18 protein-coding genes and 1 pseudogene are annotated in these 24004 nt (G+C 62.3%); 14 read left to right on the forward strand and 5 right to left on the reverse strand.

Annotation, left to right across the window (positions count from 1 at the left end):
* Positions 1–13 precede the first annotated feature (13 nt).
* The 13 genes and pseudogenes from dksA to L6D64_RS25055 all read left to right on the forward strand — a co-directional run bounded on the left by dksA (position 14) and on the right by L6D64_RS25055 (position 18681).
* Positions 14–460 carry an RNA polymerase-binding protein DksA gene (gene dksA / locus L6D64_RS24995; protein WP_054885619.1) on the forward strand — a complete coding sequence of 149 codons (447 nt, stop codon included), beginning with the start codon at positions 14–16 and terminating at the stop codon, positions 458–460.
* A gap of 63 nt (positions 461–523) precedes the next feature.
* Positions 524–1411 carry a tRNA glutamyl-Q(34) synthetase GluQRS gene (gene gluQRS, locus L6D64_RS25000; RefSeq protein ID WP_176509683.1) on the forward strand — a complete coding sequence of 296 codons (888 nt, stop codon included), beginning with the start codon at positions 524–526 and terminating at the stop codon, positions 1409–1411.
* A 181-nt stretch (positions 1412–1592) separates the two neighbouring features.
* Positions 1593–1769 (forward strand): hypothetical protein, encoded by a 177-nt coding sequence (locus tag L6D64_RS25005; RefSeq protein WP_003250005.1) that lies wholly within the window; start codon positions 1593–1595, stop codon positions 1767–1769.
* Positions 1753–4728 (forward strand): sensor histidine kinase, encoded by a 2976-nt coding sequence (locus L6D64_RS25010; protein WP_176509684.1) that lies wholly within the window; start codon positions 1753–1755, stop codon positions 4726–4728. Before L6D64_RS25005 ends, L6D64_RS25010 begins: the two co-directional genes overlap by 17 nt.
* Before the next feature lie 4 nt (positions 4729–4732).
* On the forward strand, positions 4733–6175 hold the full coding sequence (locus L6D64_RS25015; protein WP_054885621.1) for a sigma-54-dependent transcriptional regulator: 1443 nt from the start codon (positions 4733–4735) through the stop codon (positions 6173–6175).
* A gap of 927 nt (positions 6176–7102) precedes the next feature.
* Positions 7103–8494, forward strand: a complete 1392-nt coding sequence (locus L6D64_RS25020; RefSeq protein ID WP_176509689.1) for a polynucleotide adenylyltransferase PcnB — start codon at positions 7103–7105, stop codon at positions 8492–8494.
* Entirely contained in the window at positions 8491–8970 is a 480-nt protein-coding gene (folK, locus tag L6D64_RS25025) for a 2-amino-4-hydroxy-6-hydroxymethyldihydropteridine diphosphokinase (protein WP_176509690.1), read from the forward strand. The genes L6D64_RS25020 and folK overlap by 4 nt, the downstream gene beginning before the upstream one ends.
* A 262-nt stretch (positions 8971–9232) precedes the next feature.
* The gene (gene panB / locus L6D64_RS25030; protein WP_054885624.1) at positions 9233–10033 is read left to right on the forward strand and encodes a 3-methyl-2-oxobutanoate hydroxymethyltransferase; all 801 of its coding nucleotides are present in this window, start codon (positions 9233–9235) and stop codon (positions 10031–10033) included.
* Positions 10030–10893 carry a pantoate--beta-alanine ligase gene (gene panC, locus L6D64_RS25035; protein ID WP_176509691.1) on the forward strand — a complete coding sequence of 288 codons (864 nt, stop codon included), beginning with the start codon at positions 10030–10032 and terminating at the stop codon, positions 10891–10893. Before panB ends, panC begins: the two co-directional genes overlap by 4 nt.
* 142 nt (positions 10894–11035) lie before the next feature.
* Complete coding sequence (gene pgi / locus L6D64_RS25040) at positions 11036–12700, forward strand: glucose-6-phosphate isomerase (protein ID WP_176509692.1); 1665 nt, start codon at positions 11036–11038, stop codon at positions 12698–12700.
* Positions 12701–12819: 119 nt separating this feature from the next.
* Entirely contained in the window at positions 12820–14754 is a 1935-nt protein-coding gene (acs, locus tag L6D64_RS25045; RefSeq protein WP_176509693.1) for an acetate--CoA ligase, read from the forward strand.
* 42 nt (positions 14755–14796) lie between these two features.
* Entirely contained in the window at positions 14797–15666 is an 870-nt protein-coding gene (locus tag L6D64_RS25050) for an oxygenase MpaB family protein (protein ID WP_176509694.1), read from the forward strand.
* 79 nt (positions 15667–15745) lie between these two features.
* A pseudogene (locus tag L6D64_RS25055) lies at positions 15746–18681 on the forward strand (DUF748 domain-containing protein).
* Between the two features lie 159 nt (positions 18682–18840).
* Here L6D64_RS25055 and L6D64_RS25060 read toward each other — a convergent pair.
* The gene (locus tag L6D64_RS25060; protein ID WP_176509695.1) at positions 18841–19254 is read right to left on the reverse strand and encodes a VOC family protein; all 414 of its coding nucleotides are present in this window, start codon (positions 19252–19254) and stop codon (positions 18841–18843) included.
* A 60-nt stretch (positions 19255–19314) separates the two neighbouring features.
* On the opposite strand from L6D64_RS25060, the gene L6D64_RS25065 reads away from it, so the two are divergent.
* Positions 19315–19617 (forward strand): heme-binding protein, encoded by a 303-nt coding sequence (locus tag L6D64_RS25065; RefSeq protein ID WP_176509696.1) that lies wholly within the window; start codon positions 19315–19317, stop codon positions 19615–19617.
* A 78-nt stretch (positions 19618–19695) separates the two neighbouring features.
* Here the strand turns inward: L6D64_RS25065 and L6D64_RS25070 are convergent, their stop codons facing one another.
* From L6D64_RS25070 to truB, 4 genes are all read right to left on the reverse strand, one after another.
* Positions 19696–20046, reverse strand: coding sequence for a BON domain-containing protein (locus L6D64_RS25070; protein ID WP_054885631.1), 351 nt, complete (start codon positions 20044–20046; stop codon positions 19696–19698).
* Between the two features lie 264 nt (positions 20047–20310).
* Positions 20311–22416 carry a polyribonucleotide nucleotidyltransferase gene (pnp, locus tag L6D64_RS25075; RefSeq protein WP_099815140.1) on the reverse strand — a complete coding sequence of 702 codons (2106 nt, stop codon included), beginning with the start codon at positions 22414–22416 and terminating at the stop codon, positions 20311–20313.
* Positions 22417–22666: 250 nt separating this feature from the next.
* Complete coding sequence (gene rpsO, locus L6D64_RS25080; protein WP_003249971.1) at positions 22667–22936, reverse strand: 30S ribosomal protein S15; 270 nt, start codon at positions 22934–22936, stop codon at positions 22667–22669.
* Between the two features lie 149 nt (positions 22937–23085).
* The gene (gene truB, locus L6D64_RS25085) at positions 23086–24003 is read right to left on the reverse strand and encodes a tRNA pseudouridine(55) synthase TruB (RefSeq protein WP_176509697.1); all 918 of its coding nucleotides are present in this window, start codon (positions 24001–24003) and stop codon (positions 23086–23088) included.
* Position 24004: the final 1 nt, after the last annotated feature.

The raw sequence follows: 24004 nt of genomic DNA on the forward strand, positions 1-24004 counted from the left end.
AGGCGGTCTATTCATGTCCACCGTAGAAAAGCAAAAAACCGGTCAGACCATGTACGGTGTCGCGCCCTATCAAGAGGGCACGGGCGAAGATTACATGGACGACCGCATGAGGGATCACTTCACCAAGCTGCTTAATGCTTGGAAAAGCGAGCTCATGCAGAGTGTCGACCGCACCGTAGACCACATGAAGGACGAAGCTGCGAACTTCCCCGACCCGGCCGACCGCGCCAGCCAGGAAGAAGAATTTGCCCTGGAGCTTCGTAACCGCGACCGCGAGCGCAAGCTGATCAAGAAGATCGACAAGACCTTGCAGAAGATCCAGGACGAAGAATACGGCTGGTGCGAATCGTGCGGCATCGAGATCGGCCTGCGCCGCCTTGAAGCCCGTCCTACCGCCGACCTGTGCTTCGACTGCAAGGAAATCGCGGAGAAAAAGGAAAAGACCGTCGGCAAAGGCTGACACGTCTTCCATCCGAACGGGGCGCATCATGCGCCCCGTTTCATTTATATGCCTGGCAATGCCATGAAAGACTCCCGTTATATCGGACGCTTCGCCCCCACCCCAAGCGGCTTCCTGCACTTCGGCTCGCTGGTCGCCGCCCTGGCCTCCTGGCTCGATGCCCGCGCCGTGGGCGGCCGCTGGCTGTTGCGCATGGAAGACACCGACCCACCCAGGGAAATGCCAGGGGCCCGCGACGCGATACTGCAGACCCTCGAGCGCTACGGCCTGGAATGGGATGGCGAAGTGGTTTATCAAAGCCAGCGCCACGAAGCCTATGCCGCCGTGGTCGACCGCCTGTTCAGCATGGGCCTGGCCTACGCCTGTACCTGCTCCCGCAAGCAGCTGGAGGGGCACAACGGCATTTACCCAGGCTATTGCCGTAATGCGGGGCATGCCCGGGAAGGCGCGGCGATCCGCCTGCGGGTACCCGAACTGATCTACCGCTTCAGCGACCGGGTACAAGGCGAGTTCCAGCAGCACCTTGGGCGCGAAGTGGGCGACTTCATCATCCAGCGACGCGATGGGCTCTATGCCTATCAATTGGCGGTGGTGCTGGACGATGCCTGGCAAGGCATCACCGATATCGTGCGCGGGGCCGACCTGCTCGACAACACGCCGCGCCAACTGTACCTGCAAGAGTTGCTGGGCTTTTCGCAACCGCGTTATCTGCACATTCCACTGATCGTCCAGCCTGACGGGCACAAGCTGGGCAAGTCCTATCGTTCGCCGCCACTGCAGGCGGCGCAGGCGACGCCTTTGCTGCTGCGCGCGTTGCGGGCGCTGGGGCAGGACACCGATGCCGAACTGCTGCTGGCAACACCCGCCGAAGTGCTGGCGGTAGCACGCGAGCAGTGGCGGCCAGAAGCCATTGCCCGGCAGCTGACGGTGCCAGAGGCTGATTTGCACTGAAGCAGGCATGCCTCTTCGCGGGTTTACCCGCGAAGAGGCCGGCACAGGCAAATACCGCACAAATTCAAAAGCGTAATAAATTCAAACTCTTGGCGAACCCTATGGATTACCGCTAGCATCGCCACAGTCAATTGCGCCAATAATAAGTCCAAGCCCGCAGCGCCCAACCATCGAGGCCAGCATGTACATCTATCGTTTGGTCCTGCTTCTGGTCGTGGGGATCTACCTGTTCTCCCCGGCCATCATGGACTGGTGGATCGAACCGACCGGTGCCTGGTATCGCCCCTACCTGCTCTGGCTGATCCTGATCGTCGTCACCTTCATCCTGCAGAGCCAACGAGATGCCGATGAGCTTTAGCCTGACCCAGATGATCCTGATCAGCGCCGCGTACCTCATGGTGCTGTTCGGCGTGGCCTGGATCAGCGAGCGAGGGCTGATCCCGCGCTCCATCATTCGCCACCCGCTGACCTACACCTTGTCGCTGGGCGTCTACGCCAGTGCCTGGGCCTTTTATGGTTCGGTAGGCCTGGCCTATCAGTATGGCTACGGCTTCCTCGCCTGTTACCTGGGGGTGTCCGGTGCATTCCTGCTGGCGCCGGTGCTGCTCTACCCGATCCTCAAGATCACCCGCACCTACCAGTTATCGTCGCTGGCCGACCTGCTGGCGTTCCGTTTTCGCAGCACCTGGGCCGGCGCGCTGACCACCCTCATCATGCTGATCGGCGTGCTGCCCCTGCTTGCCCTGCAGATTCAGGCAGTGGCCGACTCGATCAGCATCCTTACCGGCGAACCGGTCAAGGCCCGGGTGGCCTTTGCCTTCTGTGCACTGATCATCCTGTTCACCATCTTCTTCGGCTCGCGCCATATCGCCACCCGTGAGAAACACGAAGGCCTGGTGTTCGCCATCGCCTTCGAATCGGTGATCAAGCTGCTGGCCCTGGGCGGTATCGGCCTGTATGCGCTGTATGGTGTGTTTGGCGGGCCGCACCAACTGGAAGTGTGGCTGCTGCAGAACCAGACGGCCCTGGCAGCCTTGCACACCCCCTTGCAGGAAGGCCCATGGCGCACCCTGCTGCTGGTGTTCTTCGCCTCGGCCATCGTCATGCCGCACATGTACCACATGGCCTTTACCGAAAACCTCAACCCGCGCTCGCTGGTCAGCGCCAGCTGGGGCCTGCCGCTGTTCCTGCTGCTGATGAGCCTGGCCGTGCCGCTGGTGCTGTGGGCCGGCCTGCGCCTGGGCGCCAGCACCAACCCCGAGTACTTCACCCTGGGCCTGGGGATCGCCGCCAACAACCAGGCGCTGGCTTTGCTGGCCTACGTTGGCGGGCTCGCGTCCGCCAGCGGGCTGATCATCGTCACCACGCTGGCGTTGTCGGGCATGGCCCTTAACCACCTGGTGCTGCCGCTTTACCAGCCACCGGCGGAAGGCAATATCTACCGCTGGCTGAAGTGGACCCGCCGGGCGCTGATCGTCGCCATCATCACTGCCGGCTTCGTCTTCTACCTGACCCAGAACAACCACCAGAGCCTGGCCAACCTGGGCATCGTGGCCTTCGTCGCCACCCTGCAGTTCCTGCCAGGCGTGCTGTCGGTGCTGTACTGGCCGACCGCCAACCGCCGCGGCTTCATCGCCGGGCTGCTGGCCGGGACCGTGGTGTGGCTGGTGACCATGCTGCTGCCGCTGCTGGGCAACCTGCAGGGCTTCTATATCCCGCTGCTGGACATGATCTATGTGCTTGACGACACCAGCTGGCACATGGCGGCCATTGCCTCGCTGGCGGCCAACGTGCTGCTGTTCACGCTGATTTCCCTGTTCACCAACGCCAGCACTGAGGAAGTCAGCGCCGCCGAGGCCTGCGCCGTGGACAACGTGCGCCGGCCGCAGCGCCGCGAGCTGCACGCCGCATCGCCACAGGAATTCGCCACCCAACTGGCCAAGCCACTTGGCGCCAAGGCGGCACAGAAGGAGGTCGAACAGGCCCTGCGCGACCTCTACCTGCCGTTCGATGAGCGCCGCCCCTATGCCTTGCGCCGCCTGCGTGACCGTATCGAGGCCAACCTCTCGGGCCTGATGGGGCCAAGCGTGGCGCAGGACATGGTCGAGACCTTCCTGCCGTACAAGTCCGGTAACGAGAACTACGTCACCGAGGACATCCATTTCATCGAGAGCCGCCTGGAAGACTACCACTCGCGCCTCACCGGCCTTGCCGCCGAACTCGACGCCCTGCGCCGCTACCACCGCCAGACCCTGCAAGAGCTGCCCATGGGCGTCTGCTCGCTGGCCAAGGACCAGGAAATCCTGATGTGGAACAAGGCCATGGAAGAGCTGACCGGCATTGCCGCCAAGCATGTGGTCGGCTCGCGCCTGGTGACCATCAGCGAACCCTGGCGCGGCCTGCTGCAGGGCTTCATCAACGTGCCGGACGAACATTTGCACAAGCAGCGCCTGGCGCTGGACGGCCAACCGCGCTGGCTGAACCTGCACAAGGCGGCCATCGACGAGCCCCTGGCGCCCGGCAACAGCGGCCTGGTGCTGCTGGTCGAGGACCTCACCGAAACCCAGGCCCTGGAAGACAAACTGGTGCATTCCGAGCGCCTGGCCAGCATCGGCCGCCTGGCCGCTGGCGTGGCCCACGAAATCGGCAACCCGATTACCGGCATTGCCTGCCTGGCGCAGAACCTGCGCGAGGAGCGTGAAGGCGATGGGGAAATCATCGAGCTGTCCAGCCAGATCCTCGAGCAGACCAAGCGCGTGTCGCGCATCGTCCAGTCGCTGATGAGCTTCGCCCACGCCGGCGGCAGCCATCAGAACAGTGAAGAGCCGGTATGCCTGGCCGAGGTGGCACAAGACGCCATCGGTCTGCTGGCGTTGAACCGGCGCAACTTCGAAGTACAGTTCTTCAATCTCTGCGACCCGGACCACTGGGCCGAGGGCGATCCGCAGCGCCTCGCCCAGGTGCTGATCAACCTGCTGTCCAATGCCCGCGACGCCTCGCCGCCTGGCAGCGCCGTGCGGGTGCGCAGCGAAGTCAGCGAGCACACCGTCGACCTGATCGTCGAGGACGAAGGCAGCGGGATCCCGAAGAACATCATGGACCGCCTGTTCGAACCGTTCTTCACCACCAAGGACCCGGGCGAAGGAACCGGACTGGGGCTCGCTCTGGTCTATTCCATCGTGGAAGAGCATTATGGGCAAATCACCATCGACAGCCCGGCCGATATCGAACGGCAACGTGGCACCCGGATCCGCGTGACCCTGCCCCGGCATGTCGTAGCGACGTCCCCTGAAATTCGAGACCGTCGAGAGAATTGAATCAATGCCGCACATTCTGATCGTCGAAGACGAAACCATCATCCGCTCGGCCCTGCGTCGGCTGCTCGAACGCAATCAGTACCAGGTCAGCGAAGCCGGCTCGGTACAGGAGGCCCAGGAACGCTTCAGCATTGCCACCTTCGACCTGATCGTCAGCGACCTGCGCCTGCCGGGTGCCCCGGGCACCGAGCTGATCAAGCTTGGCCAGGGCACGCCGGTGCTGATCATGACCAGCTACGCCAGCCTGCGCTCGGCGGTGGACTCGATGAAGATGGGCGCGGTGGACTACATCGCCAAACCCTTCGATCACGATGAAATGCTTCAGGCCGTGGCGCGCATCCTGCGCGACCGCCAGAACGCGCCGGCAGCCGCGCCGGCCCCGGCCGCCGAGCCGCGGGCCAACGGCAAGGCCGCGCCAGCCGACAAAGGTGCCGCCGCCAATGGCGAGATCGGCATCATCGGTTCGTGCCCGCCCATGCAGGACATGTACAGCAAGATCCGCAAGGTGGCACCGACCGACTCCAACGTGCTGATCCAGGGTGAGTCGGGCACCGGCAAAGAGCTGGTCGCCCGCGCCCTGCACAACCTGTCACGGCGCGCCAAGGCGCCGATGATTTCGGTGAACTGTGCGGCCATTCCGGAGACCCTCATCGAGTCGGAACTGTTCGGCCATGAAAAAGGGGCATTCACCGGCGCCAGTGCCGGCCGTGCTGGCCTGGTAGAAGCCGCCGACGGTGGCACATTGTTCCTCGACGAAATCGGTGAACTGCCGCTCGAAGCCCAGGCACGCCTGCTGCGCGTGCTGCAGGAAGGCGAGATTCGCCGGGTCGGTTCGGTACAGTCGCAAAAAGTCGACGTGCGCCTGATCGCCGCGACCCACCGCGACCTGAAGAACCTGGCCAAGGCCGGGCAGTTCCGCGAAGACCTGTATTACCGCCTCCACGTGATCGCCCTGAAGTTGCCGGCCCTGCGCGAGCGCGGCAGTGACGTGAACGAGATCGCCAACGCCTTCCTCGCCCGCCAGAGCGCGCGCATCGGCCGTGACGACCTGCACTTCTCGGCCGAGGCCGAGCAAGCCATTCGTCATTACAGCTGGCCGGGCAACGTGCGCGAACTGGAAAACGCCGTGGAGCGGGCGGTGATCCTTAGCGAGAGTGCGGAGATTTCCGCCGACATGCTGGGCATCGACATCGAGCTGAGCGACCTCGAGGAGGATGACATCCTCGACAATGCCCTGGTCGCGGCCAGCGCCAGCAGTGCCAGCCATGAACCGACCGAAGACCTGTCGCTGGAGGACTACTTCCAGCACTTCGTGCTTGAGCACCAGGACCACATGACCGAGACCGAGCTGGCACGCAAGCTCGGCGTCAGCCGCAAGTGCCTGTGGGAACGGCGCCAGCGCCTCGGCATCCCGCGGCGCAAGAGCAACGCCACCAGCGACAACTGAGTATTCCGCGAGATCTTTCTCGCCAGTGAGATCGAGCGCCGCCCGCGCGGCGCATCGCGGATGATCCGCTCCACATCTATTGAACCTGTGACGCCATGGTCGCCTGCCTTGGCGCATGACGAGAGCCCTACATACAGAGCTGACAACCATGGCCTCACAGGCATGGCCACTGTAGGAGCGGATTTATCCGCGATGCGCCGCGCGGGCGGCGCTCGATCTCACAGGCGACAAAGATGTCGCGCCCCGCCCCCCCCAGGTAACACACCCGCTCCCGCACAAATCTGTTACCCAACCTTTGCGGCGTAACAGTTCCCGAGGTGTACGGTAACGAAAATCCTGCATTTTCGAGCTGACGAAATCGGCCAACCCGCTTCAAGCCCTTGATTTCATTGATTTTCGAAAAGTTGGCACGGCACCTGCTATATGTCTGGTACAAGAACAATAACAAGCACAGCAACTCAGAATAAGAACAAGACGAAACGGCTCACGCACAATAAGAACAAGACGGCGGAGGCGCAGCTAACTGATTCTTTTGGAGAGGATGCGTGTTTGGGGCTTGCCCCACGACCAGGCAGAGAACAACAAAAACTGCACTTGAAAGCAGCGCCTGAACTGGTTGGATCGAACGATCAGCATGACATCAGCGACCAAAGCAATCCGTTTGCTCTTTACCCCTGGATTGGGGGTCGTCCACAAGCTTCGAGATTTGTGGACAGGGCACTCAACAAAAACAAGAAGCCCAGTAAAAAAACAATAAGAGCACGCAACGACTTCTTGGGGAGCTTAGGCTCCCCTTGTCGTTCTCCCCCCTTCGGCAGGGTCTCCTGCTACCGCCTACACCATTCCCCGAGTAAATGCTAGAATCCCCGCCCATCATGCGGCCATTCTCCTATTCTTGGCCGAACATTCCTTCAAACAGTGCATCCCATGCTGAAGAAGCTGTTCCAGTCGTTCCGCCCTCCCGTACCGGGCCAGCACCACCGGCGCACCACGCCAGAGGTGATCAACAAGAGCCAACACTCGCTGCAGCGCCACCAGTTCAGCCGGCACGCGGTGAACATCGTCGAGCGCCTGCAGAGCGCGGGCTACCAGGCATATCTGGTCGGTGGCTGCGTCCGCGACCTGATGCTGGGCATCACGCCCAAGGACTTCGACGTCGCCACCAGCGCCACACCCGAGCAGGTGCGTGCCGAGTTCCGCAACGCGCGCATCATTGGTCGGCGCTTCAAGCTGGTCCATGTGCATTTCGGCCGTGAGATCATCGAAGTCGCCACCTTCCGCGCGCCCCACTCCGAAGATGACCAGAGTGACAGCCACCGTTCGTCGCACAACGCCAGTGGTCGCATTCTGCGTGACAACGTGTACGGCACCTTGGAAGAAGACGCGCAGCGCCGCGACTTCACCATCAACGCCCTGTACTACGATCCGGTCAGCGAGCGCATCCTCGACTACGCCAATGGCGTGCACGACATCCGCAACCGCCTGTTGCGTCTGATCGGCGACCCGACCCACCGCTACCAGGAAGACCCGGTACGCATGTTGCGCGCGGTGCGTTTTGCGGCGAAGCTCGACTTCGGCATCGAGAAGCACACCTTCCAGCCGATCCGCAAACTGGCACCACTGCTGCGCGAGATCCCGCCCGCACGCCTGTTCGAGGAATGCCTGAAGCTGTTCCTCTCCGGCCAAGGGGCCATCGCCTTCGAAATGCTGGTCGACCTGGAACTGTTCGAACCATTGTTCCCGGCCAGTGCCCATGCCCTGGACGAGCGTCCGACCTACACCCACACCTTGATCAGCCAGGCGCTGAACAACACCGACCTGCGCGTCAAGCAGGGCAAGCCGGTGACCCCGGCCTTCCTGTTCGCCGCCCTGCTCTGGCCAGCCCTGCCAGGCCGTGTGCTGCACCTGCAGAGCCAAGGCGTGCCGCCGATCCCGGCCATGAACGGTGCAGCCCACGACCTGATCGCCGAGCAGTGCGCACGCATCGCCATTCCGAAACGCTTCACCCTGCCCATCCGCGAGATCTGGGACATGCAGGAACGCCTGCCGCGCCGCAGTGGCAAGCGTGCCGACCTGCTGCTCGACAACCCGCGTTTCCGTGCCGGTTACGACTTCCTGCTGTTGCGTGAAAGCGCCGGCGAAGAAACCGACGACCTCGGCCAGTGGTGGACCGACTACCAGGATGCCAACGACAGCGAGCGCCGCGAGATGATTCGTGAGCTCGGCAGCCGTGACGAAGGCGCTGCTGGCGGCCCGCGCAAACGCAAGCGCAGTGGCGGCAAGCGCAAGCGCAGCGGCGGTGACGAGGCGTTCGAGTGACCACGCGCGCCTTCATCGGCCTCGGTAGCAATCTGGACGCGCCCGCAGAACAACTGCGCAGCGCCCTGCAGGCGCTCGACCAGATTGCCGACAGCCGCCTGGTGGTCGCTTCGGCGCTGTACACCAGCGACTCGCTGTTGCCCGGCCAGCCGCGTTACACCAACGCGGTAGCAGCCCTCGATACCAGCCTGGCACCGCTGGAACTGCTCGACGCCCTGCAAGCCATCGAGAACGACCAGGGCCGTGTGCGCAAGGAACGCTGGGGCCCGCGCACCCTCGACCTGGATATCCTGCTGTTCGGCGACCAGGTCATCGATCTGCCACGCCTGCAGGTGCCGCACTACCACATGCATGCACGCCCCTTCGTGCTGTACCCCTTGGCCGAACTGGTCGCAGACGACTTCTGCCTGGCCGATGGCCGTGCCCTTGCGCAACTGCTCGAAGCCTGCCCATTCGTCGGCCTGGAACGCCTGTAAACCGGGCGTTTGCGATATTCACCCAGGCACGGTAACGCCAGTAACACCCTGTTAGTAACAATGCGGTAACAGGGTGATTGACTTCCCCCACCTCGCTCACGACTATAGGCGTCCCGTGTGGCACCAAAGTGCCGCATACCCGTATTTAGGCCCGGACGGACCTGTGCCCGAACATCACGCGCGATGATGTGCCGCTCCGGAAGATGACTACGCGCGTTGTATGCAGTCGTTTTTCACAGCGCCTGAACGAGGATTTTCCTACATGCCTGAAGTAACCCTGACCACCCTGCATGGCCTCAAGGCCAAGGGTGAAAAGATCACCATGCTGACCTGCTACGATGCAACCTTCGCCAAGGCCTGCAGCCAGGCTGGCGTCGACGTGTTGCTGGTGGGCGACTCCCTGGGCATGGTCCTGCAGGGCCATGACAGCACACTGCCCGTCACCACCGCAGAGATGGCCTACCACACCGCCTGCGTCAAACGCGGCAATGATGGCGCGCTGATCCTCGCCGACCTGCCGTTCATGGCCCACGCCACTCCCGAGCAGGCGTTTGCCAACTGCGCCACGCTGATGCAGGCCGGCGCCCACATGATCAAGCTCGAAGGCGCCGCCTGGCTGGCCGAAACCATCCGCCTGCTGGCCGAACGCGGCGTGCCAGTGTGCGCGCACATGGGCCTGACGCCGCAGACCGTCAACGTCCTGGGCGGATACAAGGTCCAAGGCCGTCAGGAAGCGCAAGCCCGGCAGATGCGCGCCGACGCCATTGCGCTGGAGCAAGCCGGCGCGGCGATGCTGCTGCTCGAATGCGTACCGAGCGAACTGGCCGCAGAAATCACCCAGGCAGTGAGCATTCCGGTGATCGGCATCGGTGCCGGTAGCGCCACCGATGGCCAGGTATTGGTCCTGCACGACATGCTCGGCCTGTCGCTGAGTGGCCGCGTGCCGAAGTTCGTGAAGAACTTCATGCAAGGCCAGCCCGATATCCAGAGCGCCCTCACCGCCTACGTCAAGGCCGTCAAAGACGTTGCCTTCCCCGCTGCCGAACACGGATTCAGCGCATGAACACAGTCAAGACCGTCCGCGAACTGCGTGCCGCCGTCGCTCGTGCACGCGGCGAAGGCAAGCGCATCGGCTTCGTGCCGACCATGGGCAACCTGCACAGCGGCCATGCCGCGCTGGTGGCCAAGGCTGCCCAACGTGCCGATTTCGTGGTCGCCAGCATCTTCGTCAACCCCTTGCAGTTCGGTGCCAACGAAGACCTCGACAAATACCCGCGCACCCTCGCCGCCGACCAGGAGCGCCTGCTGCAGGCCGGTTGCAACCTGCTGTTCGCACCCACCGTGGAAGAGATGTACCCGGACGGCATGAGCGTGCAAACCCGAGTCAGCGTGCCCAACCTGTCCGAAGGCCTGTGCGGTGCCAGCCGCCCTGGGCATTTCGAAGGCGTGGCCACCGTGGTCAGCAAGCTGTTCAACATGGTCCAGCCAGACCTGGCCGTGTTTGGCGAAAAGGACTACCAGCAACTGGCGGTAATTCGCGCCATGGTGCGCGACCTGAACATGCCGATCCAGATCATCGGCGAGCCGACCGTGCGCGCCGAAGATGGCCTGGCGCTGTCTTCACGCAACGGTTACCTGACGCCTGAGCAACGCGCCACGGCGCCAGTGGTGTATCGCACCCTGCAGCAGATCGGTGAGGCGCTCGGCCGCGGCCAGGTGGATTTCGCCGCGCTGATCGAGCAAGGCAAGGCACAGCTGAGCGCTGCCGGCCTGCGCCCGGATTACCTGGAAGTGCGCCATGCCGTGAACCTGCGCCCGGCAGCGTTCGGTGACCGGGACCTGGTGATTCTGGTTGCCGCTTACCTGGGTAACACCCGGTTGATCGACAACCTGTATCTGCATCTGGACGAGAAGACCGCATAACCTTCCGGGGCTGCTTCGCAGCCCCAAATTCCCCCTGCATAGCCATTCCCTGCGCGCGGCCTTTGCCTATAATGATGGCCAGCCTGAACCCGGCAATGACTGCCCTGTCCAAGGCACATCTCGCATCAAGGAATTCCGCGCAATGGCGTATTACCGTACACCCCACGATGTTACGGCCCTGCCTGCCTGGCAGGCCCTGCAAGCACACCGCGACGCCATGCAAGGCTTCAGCATGCGCGAAGCCTTTGCCGCCGACGCCAAGCGCTTCGACCAGTTCTCCCTGAGCAGCTGCGGGCTGTTCCTCGACTATTCGAAAAACCTGATCACCGACGAAACTCGTGGTCTTCTGGTCAGCCTGGCCGAACAGGTTGGCCTGCAGGATGCGATCAAGTCGATGTTCAGCGGCGAGATCATCAACGCCTCGGAAGGCCGTCCGGTGCTGCACACTGCGCTGCGCCGTCCGGTCGGCGACAAGCTCAACGTCAACGGTGTCAACGTGATGCCGGAAGTCCACAAGGTACTCAACCAGATTACCGAGCTGGTCGGCCGAATCCATGACGGCCTGTGGCGTGGCTACAGCGAAAAGCCGATCACCGATGTGGTCAACATCGGCATCGGTGGCTCATTCCTCGGCCCCGAGCTGGTCTCTGAAGCCTTGCTGCCTTACGCCCAGCGTGGCGTGCGTTGCCATTACCTGGCCAATATCGACGGCAGCGAATTCCACGAACTGTCGGCCAACCTGCGCGCCGAAACCACGCTGTTCATCGTCTCGTCGAAGTCGTTCAACACCCTCGAGACCCTGAAGAATGCGACGGCCGCGCGCACCTGGTACCTTGCTCAAGGCGGCTCGGAAGCCGAGCTGTACCGTCACTTCATCGCGGTTTCCAGCAACAAGGCCGCTGCCGTGGCCTTCGGCATGCGTGAAGAGAACATCTTCCCGATGTGGGACTGGGTAGGCGGGCGCTACTCGCTGTGGTCGGCCATCGGCCTGCCGATCGCCTTGGCCATCGGGACCGCCAACTTCAAGGAACTGCTGTCCGGTGCCTACACCATGGACCAGCACTTCCAGACCGCGCCGTTCGACAAGAACATGCCCGTGCTGCTGGCCCTGCTGGGCGTCTGGTATGGCAACTTCTGGGGCGCCAGCAGCCACGCGATCCTGCCGTACGACCATTACCTGCGCAACATCACCAAGCACCTGCAGCAGCTGGACATGGAGTCCAACGGCAAGAGCGTGCTGCAGGATGGCACCCCGGTGAAGACCGATACCGGTCCGGTGATCTGGGGCGGCGTCGGCTGCAACGGCCAGCATGCCTACCACCAGTTGCTGCACCAGGGCACCCAGCTGATCCCGGCCGACTTCATCGTGCCAGTGGTCAGCTTCAACCCGGTGGCGGACCACCATCAGTGGCTGTACGCCAACTGCCTGTCGCAGAGCCAGGCGCTGATGCTCGGCAAGACCCGTGAAGAAGCCGAAGCCGAACTGCGCCAGAAGGGCCTGAACGACGCGGACATCGAAAAGCTCGCGCCGCACAAGGTGATTCCTGGCAACCGCCCGAGCAACACCCTGGTAGTCGAACGCATCAGCCCGCGCCGCCTGGGCGCACTGGTGGCGATGTACGAGCACAAGGTGTTCGTGCAAAGCGTGATCTGGGGCATCAACGCCTTTGACCAGTGGGGCGTCGAGCTGGGCAAGGAGCTGGGCAAAGGCGTATACCAACGTCTTGTGGGCAGCCTTGAAGACAGCGCCGAAGACGGTTCCACCCAAGGCCTGATCAACTACTTCCGCGGCCGTCACCGCGGCTGATCTGACGCCTGTCCCGGCCTCTTACCCGCGAAGAGGCCGGGTCGGTTGAACACCACTCCAGCTACACTGTCCATCGAATAGCCGCTGCCGTCCCTCCGACAAGAGCAGGACCACCCGCCATGTTCGATATCAGACAGTATCCCCAGGCCTTGGCCGTCAGCCAGTCCGCCAGCCTTTCCCCCGACGACTACCAGCGCCTCTACCGCCAGTCGGTCGACGATCCCGACACCTTCTGGGCCGAACAGGCCAAACGCCTGGACTGGACCAAACCCTGGTCGAGCGTGCAGCAATGCGACCTGAAGAACGGCAAGGCCCGCTGGTTCGACGGTGCCCAGCTCAACGTCAGCTTCAACTGCATCGATCGTCACCTGGCACAGCGCGGCGAGCAAACCGCCCTGCTGTGGGAGGGTGACGACCCCAAGGACTCCAAGGCCATCAGCTACCGCGAGCTGCACCGCCAGGTCTGCCGCCTGGCCAATGCGCTAAAGGCAAGAGGTGTACACAAGGGCGACCGGGTGTGCATCTACATGCCGATGATTCCAGAAGCCGCCTATGCCATGCTCGCTTGCACACGCATCGGTGCCATCCACTCGGTGGTGTTCGGCGGCTTCTCGCCAGATGCCCTGCGCGACCGCATTCTCGATGCCGACTGCCGCACCGTGATCACCGCCGACGAAGGCGTACGCGGCGGCAAACGCATCCCGCTCAAGCAGAACGTCGACAAGGCCCTGAGCAGTTGCCCTGCGGTCAGCAGCGTGTTCGTGGTGCGTCGTACCGGTGGCGATGTCGCCTGGAGCGAAGGCCGCGACCTGTGGTATCACGAAGTGACCGAAAAGGCCGGCGACCACTGCCCGCCCGAACCGATGGACGCCGAAGCCCCATTGTTCATCCTGTATACCTCCGGCAGTACCGGCAAACCCAAGGGGGTGCTACATAGCACCGCTGGTTACCTGCTGCAGGCAGCCATGACCTTCAAGGTGGTGTTCGATTACCGCGATGGCGAGGTGTTCTGGTGCACGGCAGACGTTGGATGGGTCACCGGTCACAGTTACATCGTCTACGGGCCGCTGGCCAACGGTGCGATTTCGCTGATGTTCGAAGGCGTCCCCAACTACCCAGACACCTCGCGCTTCTGGCAGGTGGTGGACAAACATCAGGTGAACATCTTCTACACCGCGCCCACTGCGCTGCGTGCCTTGATGCGCGAAGGCTCGGCGCCGCTGCAGGGAACCTCGCGCAAAAGCCTGCGCCTGCTCGGCAGCGTAGGCGAGCCGATCAACCCGGAAGCCTGGGAGTGGTATTTCGAAGAGGTTGGACAAAAGCGTTGCCCCATCGTCGACACCTGGTGGCAGACCGAGACCGGCGGCATCATGCTCACGCCGCTGCCCGGGGCACAACGACTCAAGCCCGGCTGCGCCACCCAGCCGATGTTCGGCGTGCAACCTGCGCTGCTGGATGAAAAAGGCAAACTGGTCGAAGGCCCCGGCGCCGGGCTGCTGGTGATCAAGGCCAGTTGGCCAGGGCAGATACGCAGCGTCTACGGCGACCACCAGCGCATGGTCGACACCTACTTCAAACCCATGCCCGGCTACTATTTCACCGGTGACGGCGCCCGCCGCGATGCCGACGGTGACTACTGGATCACCGGCCGCATCGATGATGTCATCAACGTCTCCGGGCACCGCATCGGCACCGCCGAGGTGGAAAGCGCGCTGGTGCTGCACGACAGCGTCGCCGAGGCTGCCGTGGTCGGCTATCCGCATGACCTCAAGGGCCAGGGCGTGTATGCCTTCGTTACGCCCATGAATGGCATTACCCCGGACGATACGCTCAAGGCCGAGTTGCTGGCGCTGGTCAGCAAGGAGATCGGCAGTTTCGCCAAGCCAGAGCTGATTCAGTGGGCCCCGGCCTTGCCCAAGACCCGCTCGGGCAAGATCATGCGGCGTATACTGCGCAAGATCGCCTGCAACGAACTGGACAATCTCGGCGACACGTCGACCCTGGCCGACCCGAGCGTAGTCCAGGGCCTGATCGACAAACGCCTCAATCAATAGCGGGCGGCCACGTTCCCTGGCCGTCCTGACGCACAGGACGCCATGGAAGCCCTACGCCGACGCATCGAAACCCAGGTCATGAGCCTCACCGGGCTGGCCCTCGGCCAGCTCGACCTTGAATCTCCCAAGGGCGACCCCGGCCTGTTCGGCCCCCACAGCATCAGCTGGCGGGTGCATGGCGACTTTCCGAGCATGCTGGTTGGTGGGATCAGTGCCCTGATGCTGCAACTGTTGCATCCGCTGGCCTTGGCCGGGGTGTGGGACCACTCCAATTTTCGCGAAGACCTGCTCGGTCGCCTGCGTCGCACCAGCCAGTTCATCTCCGGCACCACGTTCGGCTCCACCCGTGATGCCGAGTGGTTGATCGATAAGGTGCGCACCATCCACGTGCAGGTGACCGGTACTGCACCGGACGGCCGTCCCTACGCTGCCAGCGACCCAGACCTGCTGACCTGGGTGCATGTAGCCGAAGTCAGCAGCTTCCTTGCTGCCCACCTGCGCTACCGTGACCCGCAACTGTCACGCGCCGATCAGGACGCTTACTACGCCGAGATCGCCCTGATTGCCGAACGCCTCGGTGCCCGTGGGGTGCCACGCTCCTGCCAACAGGTCGAGGACTATCTGCAGCAGATGCGCCCACAGCTGCAATGCAGCGCCCGTAGCCTGGAAGTGGTCGGGATACTGCTCGAAGCCCCCGCACCCAGTCGCCTTGCCGAGCCAGTGGGCAAATTGATGCTGCAGGCGGGTATCGACCTGCTGCCGGACTGGGCCCAGGCCCTGCTCGGCCTTCAACAGGGGCCGCTGCAACGACAGATGATCCGCCTTGGCCTGCAGCGCACGGCACCGATCCTGCGCTGGGCCATGCGTGACGGTTCGGCGCACCGGGCCAGGCGGCGCATGGGTATCGAGTGAGGGGAAACTGGTCGCCTCAGCGGAACCGATTTAACGTGCCATACTCCAAGCACTCCTGCTTAGACAGACGAAGCGACACATGTACAAAGGATTGACTCGCGCCCTCGGCGCCCTGTTGGCTCTTGTGGCCTCTACAGCCTGCTCGGCTTCCTCATCCTCCCTGGTGTCGCCTTGCGGATCGCCAACCAGCAGCTGGCGCAATACGCTACCGTGCCGGCGCATCTGCAACGCATCGAACTCAACCCCTTCAGCCTCGAGCTGACCTTGTGGGGCCTGCAACTCGGCGAGCCCGGCAAGGAGCAGGTCGGCTTCGAACGGCTATACGCGAACCTGGCGCTCGATAGCCTGTGGAAACGCGCACTGCACCTGCAGGCGATCGAGCTCGACAAACCCCGCAACGAGGTGCTGTTCGCCAAGGACGGCACGCTCAACCTGACCCAACTGTTCAAGTTGCCAGCCAGCGAACCCAAACCGGACGCGCCCGCCGGCGATCCCTTCCCGCTGCGTATCGACAGCATCAAGATCAGCGGCGGCTACCTGCATTTCGAGGACGTGCGCCCGAGCGAACCGATCGAGTTCCTCTACGACGACATGAACCTGGAGCTGAAGAATCTCAGTACCCTGCCCGACGACAACGCCGACATGACCTTGGTGGCGCTCGGTCCCAATGGTGGCCGCGTCGACTGGAATGGCACCCTCAGCCTGGCGCCGATCGCCTCGAAAGGCACACTGAAAGTCACCGACGGCAAGATGAAGCTGTTCTGGCCCTATGTCCGCGATGCCCTGCCCCTTGTGCTTGAAGACGGCGTGGTCAACCTCGACACCCACTACACGCTCAACCTGTCCAAGGAAACCGAGCTGTTGCTGGACAACACCTCGGTCAAGGTCGCGCCGTTCGCCATCAAGGCACCCGATGGCCGGCCATTGGTGCGCCTGGCCAACCTGGAGGTGAGTGAGACGTCCATCGACCTGGCCAGGCAGCTGGTCACCGTCGGCAAAGTCCGCAGCGAAAAACTGGAAACCTGGGCAGCCCTGGAAAAGGACGGCCAGCTCGACTGGCAGAAGCTGTTCGCCAGCCAGCCGGCCAAGCCCACCCCGAAAGAAAAAGCCGAGCCGGCGACTGCCGAGCCCAGCGCAGATGAAAAAGCCGCGAAAGCGCCGAGCAAGCCTTGGCAGGTACTGCTCAAGGACGTGCAACTGCGCAACTATCAGGCTCACCTCGCCGACCGCAGCCAGAAGGAGCCGGTGGCGCTGGACGTAGGCCCGCTGAACCTCGATATGCAAGGTTTCGACAGCCTCAACCAGTCGCCATTCACCCTCAAGCTCGACACCGGCATTGGCAAGCAAGGCAAGCTGCAGGCGGCAGGTGAAGTGAATCTGGCGCCGCTCACGGCCAAGCTCGATGTCAGCACCCGTGACATCGACCTGCGCGTCGCCCAGGCCTACATCAGCCCGTTCATTCGCCTTGAGCTGCGCAGTGGCATGCTCGCCAGCGACCTCAAGGTCAACCTCACGAGCACCGAGCCATTGGCCTTCAGCGTTGCAGGCAAGGCTCAGGTCAACCAGTTGCACACCCTGGACACCATCAAGGGCCGTGACTTCGTCAAATGGCAGCAAGTGAACGTCGATGGCCTGTCGTACGTGCACGGTGATGCCCTGTCGATCGACAAGGTGACCCTGCTGCAGCCCTACGCACGCTTCATCATCAACGAAGACCGCACCACCAGCGTCGACGACCTGCTGATCCCCCAACCGGCCGGCGCGCCTGCCAGCAGCCCGGCCAAGCCGGCCAGTGCCAATGCCGGCAAGCCACTGGGCATCCGCATCGGCCAGATCGACATCAACGATGGCTCGGCCAACTTCGCCGACCTGACCCTCACCCCGAACTTTGCCACCGCCATCCAGCAGCTCAATGGCCGGATAGGCACCATCGACAACCGCAAGCCGACCCCGGCCAAGGTCGACGTCAAAGGCAAGGTCGACCGTTATGCCCCGGTCACCATCAAGGGCGCACTCAACCCCTTCAACCCGCTGGCCAGCCTGGATATCGCCACCAGCTTCAAGCGCGTCGAACTGACCACATTGACGCCCTACTCCGGCAAGTTCGCCGGCTTCCGCATCCGCAAGGGGCGGCTGAACCTTGACCTGCATTACCTGATCACCAACGGTCAGCTCAAGGCCGAGAACAAGGTGGTGGTCGAGCAGCTGCAACTGGGTGAGAAGGTCGACAGCCCGGATGCCGTGGACCTGCCGATCCGCCTGGCGATCGCGCTGCTGAAGGACACTGAAGGGCGGATCTCCATTGAACTGCCAGTTTCCGGTGACCTGAACAACCCGCAGTTCAGCGTCATGCCGATCGTCTGGCAGACCCTGCGCAACCTGGTGCTGCGTGCGGCGCAGGCGCCGTTCAAGTTCATCGGTGGGCTGATTGCCGGTGGCGGCTCGGAAGACCTCGGTACCGTGGCGTTCGCCCCAGGCTCCAGTGAGCTCAGTGGCGATGCGCAATCGGCACTGGACAAGCTCGCATCCGCACTCAAGGAGCGCCCGGAGCTTCGCCTGGAGATCGAAGGCACCAGTGCCCAGAGCAGCGACGGCCCCTTGATTGCTCAGCAACGCCTGGAACGTGAATACCAGGCGAACTGGTACAAAATCCTGCAACGCCGTGGCGACAAGGTACCGGCCAATGCCTCGATGCTGCAGGTCGATGAGCGCGACAAGCCGGCGATGCTCGAAGGCATCTACCGGACCCGCCTGAAGCAACAACCTCCCGCCGAGTGGGAGCAGTTGAGCCGTGACGAGCGCACCGCCAAGCTGCGCGAGGCGGTGATCAAGTCGTGGGCTGAAAGCCCTGCGTTGCTGCGCACCCTTGGCCAGGAAAGGGCCAGCAGCATCAAGGACTACCTGGTTGACAAGGGCAAGCTCGAGGATGACCGGGTCTACTTCATCGATACCAACCTGGGGCAGGCTGAGAGTGATGGACGGGTGGTAACGCCGATGCACTTGGATGCTGAGTGATCAGCTGACCCGAACGCGGACTTGTGGGAGCGGCCTTGCGTCGCGAAAGGGCCGCGCAGCGGCCCCAGAAACAGGTGTACCAAGCTGAAATCCGAGGGCCGCTCTGCGGCCGTTTCGCGACGCAAGGTCGCTCCCACAAAATCCGCTTCAGGCCGGCTATCACACCAGCCGCTGCCCCGAAACCGACGGGTGATACAGCGGCTGTACCTTGTTCCCCGCCGGATCCAGCAGGTGGAAGCTGCGCGCACCATCACCATGGTTGAACGGCTTGTCGAGCAATGTCACCCCACGCGCCTTGAAGTAGTGGTACCAGGCCTCCAGCTCCTCCACGCTATCGACGATGAAACCGTAATGGTCCAAGGTCTGCAGGCCATTGGCCGCCCCCGCCCCACGCCCCAACGACAGATTGTCGTTACCGCAAGTCAGATAAACCAGGTCCTCATTAGCCCGGTTCAGCACCTCCATGCCCATCACATCGACATAGAAACGTTCACACTCCTCCAGGTTGGGCACCAGCAAGGCGATATGGCGCAGACCATTCAGGCGGCCAGGACGGGCAGGTAATTCGGACATTGGCGCGACTCCATTTTTGCATACAATTCATATCAGAATTTAAAACAAAAGGAACGTCCTGTGTATAGCCTGTTCATCAAGACCCGCGTCAAAGCCGGCTGCGCCGAAGCATTTCTCACTGCCATCAAGGTCAATGCCGCTGCCTCTGTCGCTACCGAGCCCGGCTGCCTGGTGTTCGACGTATCCCAGGACCGCATGGATCCAGACGTGATCTACCTGTACGAGATCTACCGCGACGATAATGCGTACGAGTCGCATACCCAGACCGCCCACTTTCGCGATAGCCGCCCACTGGTCGAGCCGCTGATCGCAGAGCAGGAGTGCTTCGAAAGTCATGTGATCGCGCGTAACCCGGTGTACTGAGGCCAACATGAAAAAGCCCCGGCAGTGGCCGGGGCTTCGGTAGAGGTGGCCAAATCCTTTTGGCCGACGGGACATTCCTTATTCGGCTTTCAAGCCATCAGCCATCACGCTTTTCACGCCTTTGATATTTTTGGTGATGCGAACAGCTTCAGCCTTTTGCGATTCAGTCACCTTCACGTCAGAAGACAGCGAAACCACACCGTGGCTGGTTTCCACCTTGATATCGCTACCCGGTACGCCTTTCTCGGTCATCAGGTCAGCTTTGACCTTGGTGGTGATCCAGGTGTCAGAGCCTTCCTGTTTGGCGTTGTCCACGGTATTGGCAGCCAACATGACCGGAGCCTGAGTTGGCTGGGCAGCGAAGGCACCGTTGGCCATGGTCAGGGTCAGAGCGGTAGCAGTAGCGGCAGCAATGGCGAACTTCTTCATTTGGGTCACTCCTGTTTGTCGAAAGGTCTGCGCCGTATGTCCTGGCGGCAGGTAACACTGTAGTTGCATGCGCTATGCCAGTTTTCCCGCTTCGTTTGTTTCCTTGTAAATCAAGAACTTAACGAATAAGGCAGCAACCGGTATTCGTGCATTTTGCAATCAGTGCGAAAAACCTGCATGCAAGATGCAAGTCCGCAAAAGGTTCCCCGGCCTCCAAAAAAAAAGGGCCCCAGAGGGGCCCTTTTCCTGTCGCATGTCAGTCGCTTAGACGCCCGAAGCCTTGGCAGCGGCAACGTCTTTGATCGACAGCTTGATACGGCCGCGGTTGTCCACGTCCAGTACCAGTACTTCGACTTCCTGACCTTCTTTCAGTACGTCGGTCACCTTCTCTACGCGAGCGTCGCTCAGCATCGAGATGTGAACCAGGCCGTCCTTGCCAGGCAGGATGTTGACGAAGGCGCCGAAGTCGACGATTCGCTCGACCTTGCCGACGTAGATCTTGCCGATCTCGGCCTCGGCAGTGATGCCCAGGATGCGCTGCTTGGCTGCGTCTGCCGCGTCCTTGGTTTCGCCGAAGATCTTGATCGAGCCGTCATCTTCGATGTCGATCGAAGCCTTGGTTTCTTCGCAGATGGCGCGAATGGTAGCGCCGCCTTTGCCGATGACATCACGGATCTTGTCGGTGTCGATCTTCATCGCGATCATGGTCGGGGCATTGGCCGACAGCTCGGTACGCGACTCGCCAATGATCTGGTTCATCTGGCCGAGGATGTTCAGGCGCGCTTCCAGGGCCTGGCCCAGGGCGATTTCCATGATCTCTTCGGTGATGCCGTTGATCTTGATGTCCATCTGCAGCGCGGTAACACCTTTGGCGGTACCCGCAACCTTGAAGTCCATGTCGCCGAGGTGGTCTTCGTCACCGAGGATATCGGTCAGGACTGCGAACTTCTCGCCTTCCTTGACCAGGCCCATGGCGATACCGGCAACGGGTGCCTTCATCGGTACACCGGCGTCCATCAAGGCCAGGGAAGCACCGCAGACCGAAGCCATGGAGCTGGAACCGTTGGATTCGGTGATTTCCGACACCACACGGATGGTGTACGGGAACACGTCGGCAGATGGCAGCATGGCCTGAACCGAACGACGGGCCAGACGGCCGTGGCCGATTTCGCGACGACCGGCACCCCCCATGCGACCACACTCGCCCACCGAGAACGGTGGGAAGTTGTAGTGCAGCATGAACGGGTCTTTCTTCTCGCCTTCGAGGGTGTCCAGCAGCTGGGCATCACGCGCAGTACCCAGGGTCGCGACGACCAGGGCCTGGGTTTCGCCACGGGTGAACAGGGCCGAGCCGTGGGTCTTCGGCAGCACACCGACTTCGATGTTCAGCGGACGTACGGTCTTGGTGTCGCGGCCGTCGATACGAGGCTTGCCATTGACGATGTTTTCGCGAACGGTGCGGTATTCGATTTCGCCGAAGATTTCTTTGACTTCAGCAGCCGAAGGTTGGCCTTCTTCACCGGAGAACTTGGCAACGGCCTGATCGCGCAGCTCACCCAGGCGCGCATAGCGGTCGGCCTTGACGGTGATGGTGTAGCCCTGGGAAATGGCTTCGCCGAACTCTGCACGGATGGCGTTGAACAGTTCGGTATTGGCAACGGCAGGTTTCCAGTCCCAGGTCGGCTTGCCCGCTTCGGCGGCCAGCTCTTTGACAGCCTGGATGACAGCCTGGAACTCGTCGTGGGCGAACAGCACGGCGCCCAGCATCTGGTCTTCGGTCAGCTCTTGAGCTTCCGACTCAACCATCAGAACGGCGTCGGAGGTACCGGCAACGACCATGTCCAGGCTCGAAGCAGCCAGCTGCTCGTAGGTCGGGTTCAGCAGGTAGCCGGTGCTTTCGTGGAAGGCAACACGGGCAGCGCCAATCGGGCCTTCGAACGGAATGCCGGAGATGGCCAGGGCAGCCGAGGTACCGATCATCGCAGCGATGTCCGGATCGGTCTTCTTGCTGGTGGAAACCACGGTGCAGACAACCTGCACTTCGTTCATGAACCCTTCTGGGAACAGCGGGCGGATCGGACGGTCGATCAGGCGCGAGGTCAGCGTCTCTTTCTCGGAAGGACGGCCTTCACGCTTGAAGAAGCCACCCGGGATCTTGCCGGCGGCGTAGGTCTTTTCCTGGTAGTGGACCGACAGCGGGAAGAAACCCTTGCCTGGGTCGGCCTGCTTGGCACCGACCACGGTCACCAGCACGGTGACGTCGTTGTCGACGGTAACCAGCACGGCGCCGGTTGCCTGACGGGCGATACGGCCCGTTTCGAGAGTAACGGTCGATTGACCGAACTGGAATTTCTTGATTACCGGGTTCACGGTTTCCTACCTTTTTTCAGTGGCTCTGGGGGAACTGGTTTCTTGCGAATTCTTGGGCAGAACGGGGAATCGGCCCCATTGACCGTCCAGATACAACACGAGGTTGGGAACCTGGCTGCTGTGCGGTAAACCGCTCAGCAAAACCAGGCTGCCAACCTCGGAGATACGCGTGGCGTGCCCGACGGCGATGCTGCAAAGCAGCATAGCCGAAGCTTGCGACACGCCATGCACACCACTGACCAGGCCGCTATTAGCGACGCAGGCCCAGGCGACCGATCAGGGCGCTGTAACGAGTGGTGTCTTTGCCCTTCAGGTAGTCCAGCAGCTTACGACGCTGGTTGACCATACGGATCAGACCACGACGGGAGTGGTGGTCTTTGTCGTTGGCCTTGAAGTGGCCTTGCAGCTTGTTGATGTTGGCGGTCAGCAGAGCAACCTGCACTTCCGGGCTACCGGTATCGCCGGCGGCTTGCTGGTATTCGGCAACGATCTGAGCTTTTTCTTCAACGCTGAGGGCCATGAGGCTTCTCCAAATCAAACGGATCCCGCAAGCGGGGTCCAATAGGCCAGGGACAAAACCCTGTATTAATAAAATGAGCTGTGACCGTGCCTACTGACAGCCACCCTCGACCCACCGGTTTCAGCCAAAGCCTCGACCTGTGGTTTCGGTCATTCCGACCGAATCAATCGACGCGGCGCAATGCGCCCGTCTTCGCTCACTTCACCGATACCGATGAAGCGGCCATTGTGATCCTGTACGCGGACCATGCCAAACTGCGGTGCATCCGGCGCACGCACTGCCTGGCCATGCAGCCAGTAAAACGCGCTGTGCTCGGACAGGCACACCAGTGGCCAGTCCTGCAGCCCGCTGTCGGACGGCATCAGGAAGCGGTCGAGCGCTTCGTTGCCGCCTTCGGCATGGGCCTGCTCGAGTGCCTCGAGGGTCACCGTCTGGGCCAGGGCAAAAGGCCCGGCCTGGGTCCGGCGCAACTCGGCGACGTAGGCGCCACAGCCCAGGGCCTCGCCGATATCCTCCACCAGGGTGCGGATATAGGTGCCTTTGCTGCAGCCAACCGACAACCGTGCACGGGTGCCTTCGCACTCGAGCAACTCCAAGCGGCCAATAGTAACAGAACGCGCCTCGCGCTCCACTACCTCTCCTGCACGCGCCAGTTTGTACAGCGGCTGGCCGTCACGCTTGAGCGCCGAGTACATCGGCGGTACCTGAAGGATTTCACCGCGAAAACGCGGGATCACCGCTTCGATATCGGCGCGACCAACGGTCACCTCGCGGGTCTGCAGGACTTCACCTTCAGCGTCTGCGGTGCTGGTAGTCTGCCCCAGCTGCATGACCGTTTCGTAGCCCTTGTCGGAATCGAGCAGGTACTGCGAAAACTTGGTCGCCTCACCAAAGCACAGCGGCAGCACGCCGGTGGCCAGTGGGTCGAGGCTGCCGGTGTGGCCGGCCTTCTCGGCATTGAGCAACCAACGGACCTTCTGCAGCGCGGCGTTGGAGGTAAAGCCCAGCGGCTTGTCGAGCAGGATGATGCCGCTGACGTTGCGGCGGATACGTTTGACCTGGGCCACC

The organism is Pseudomonas urethralis (assembly GCF_021602465.1).
GTDB classification, from domain to species: Bacteria; Pseudomonadota; Gammaproteobacteria; order Pseudomonadales; family Pseudomonadaceae; genus Aquipseudomonas; species Aquipseudomonas vlassakiae.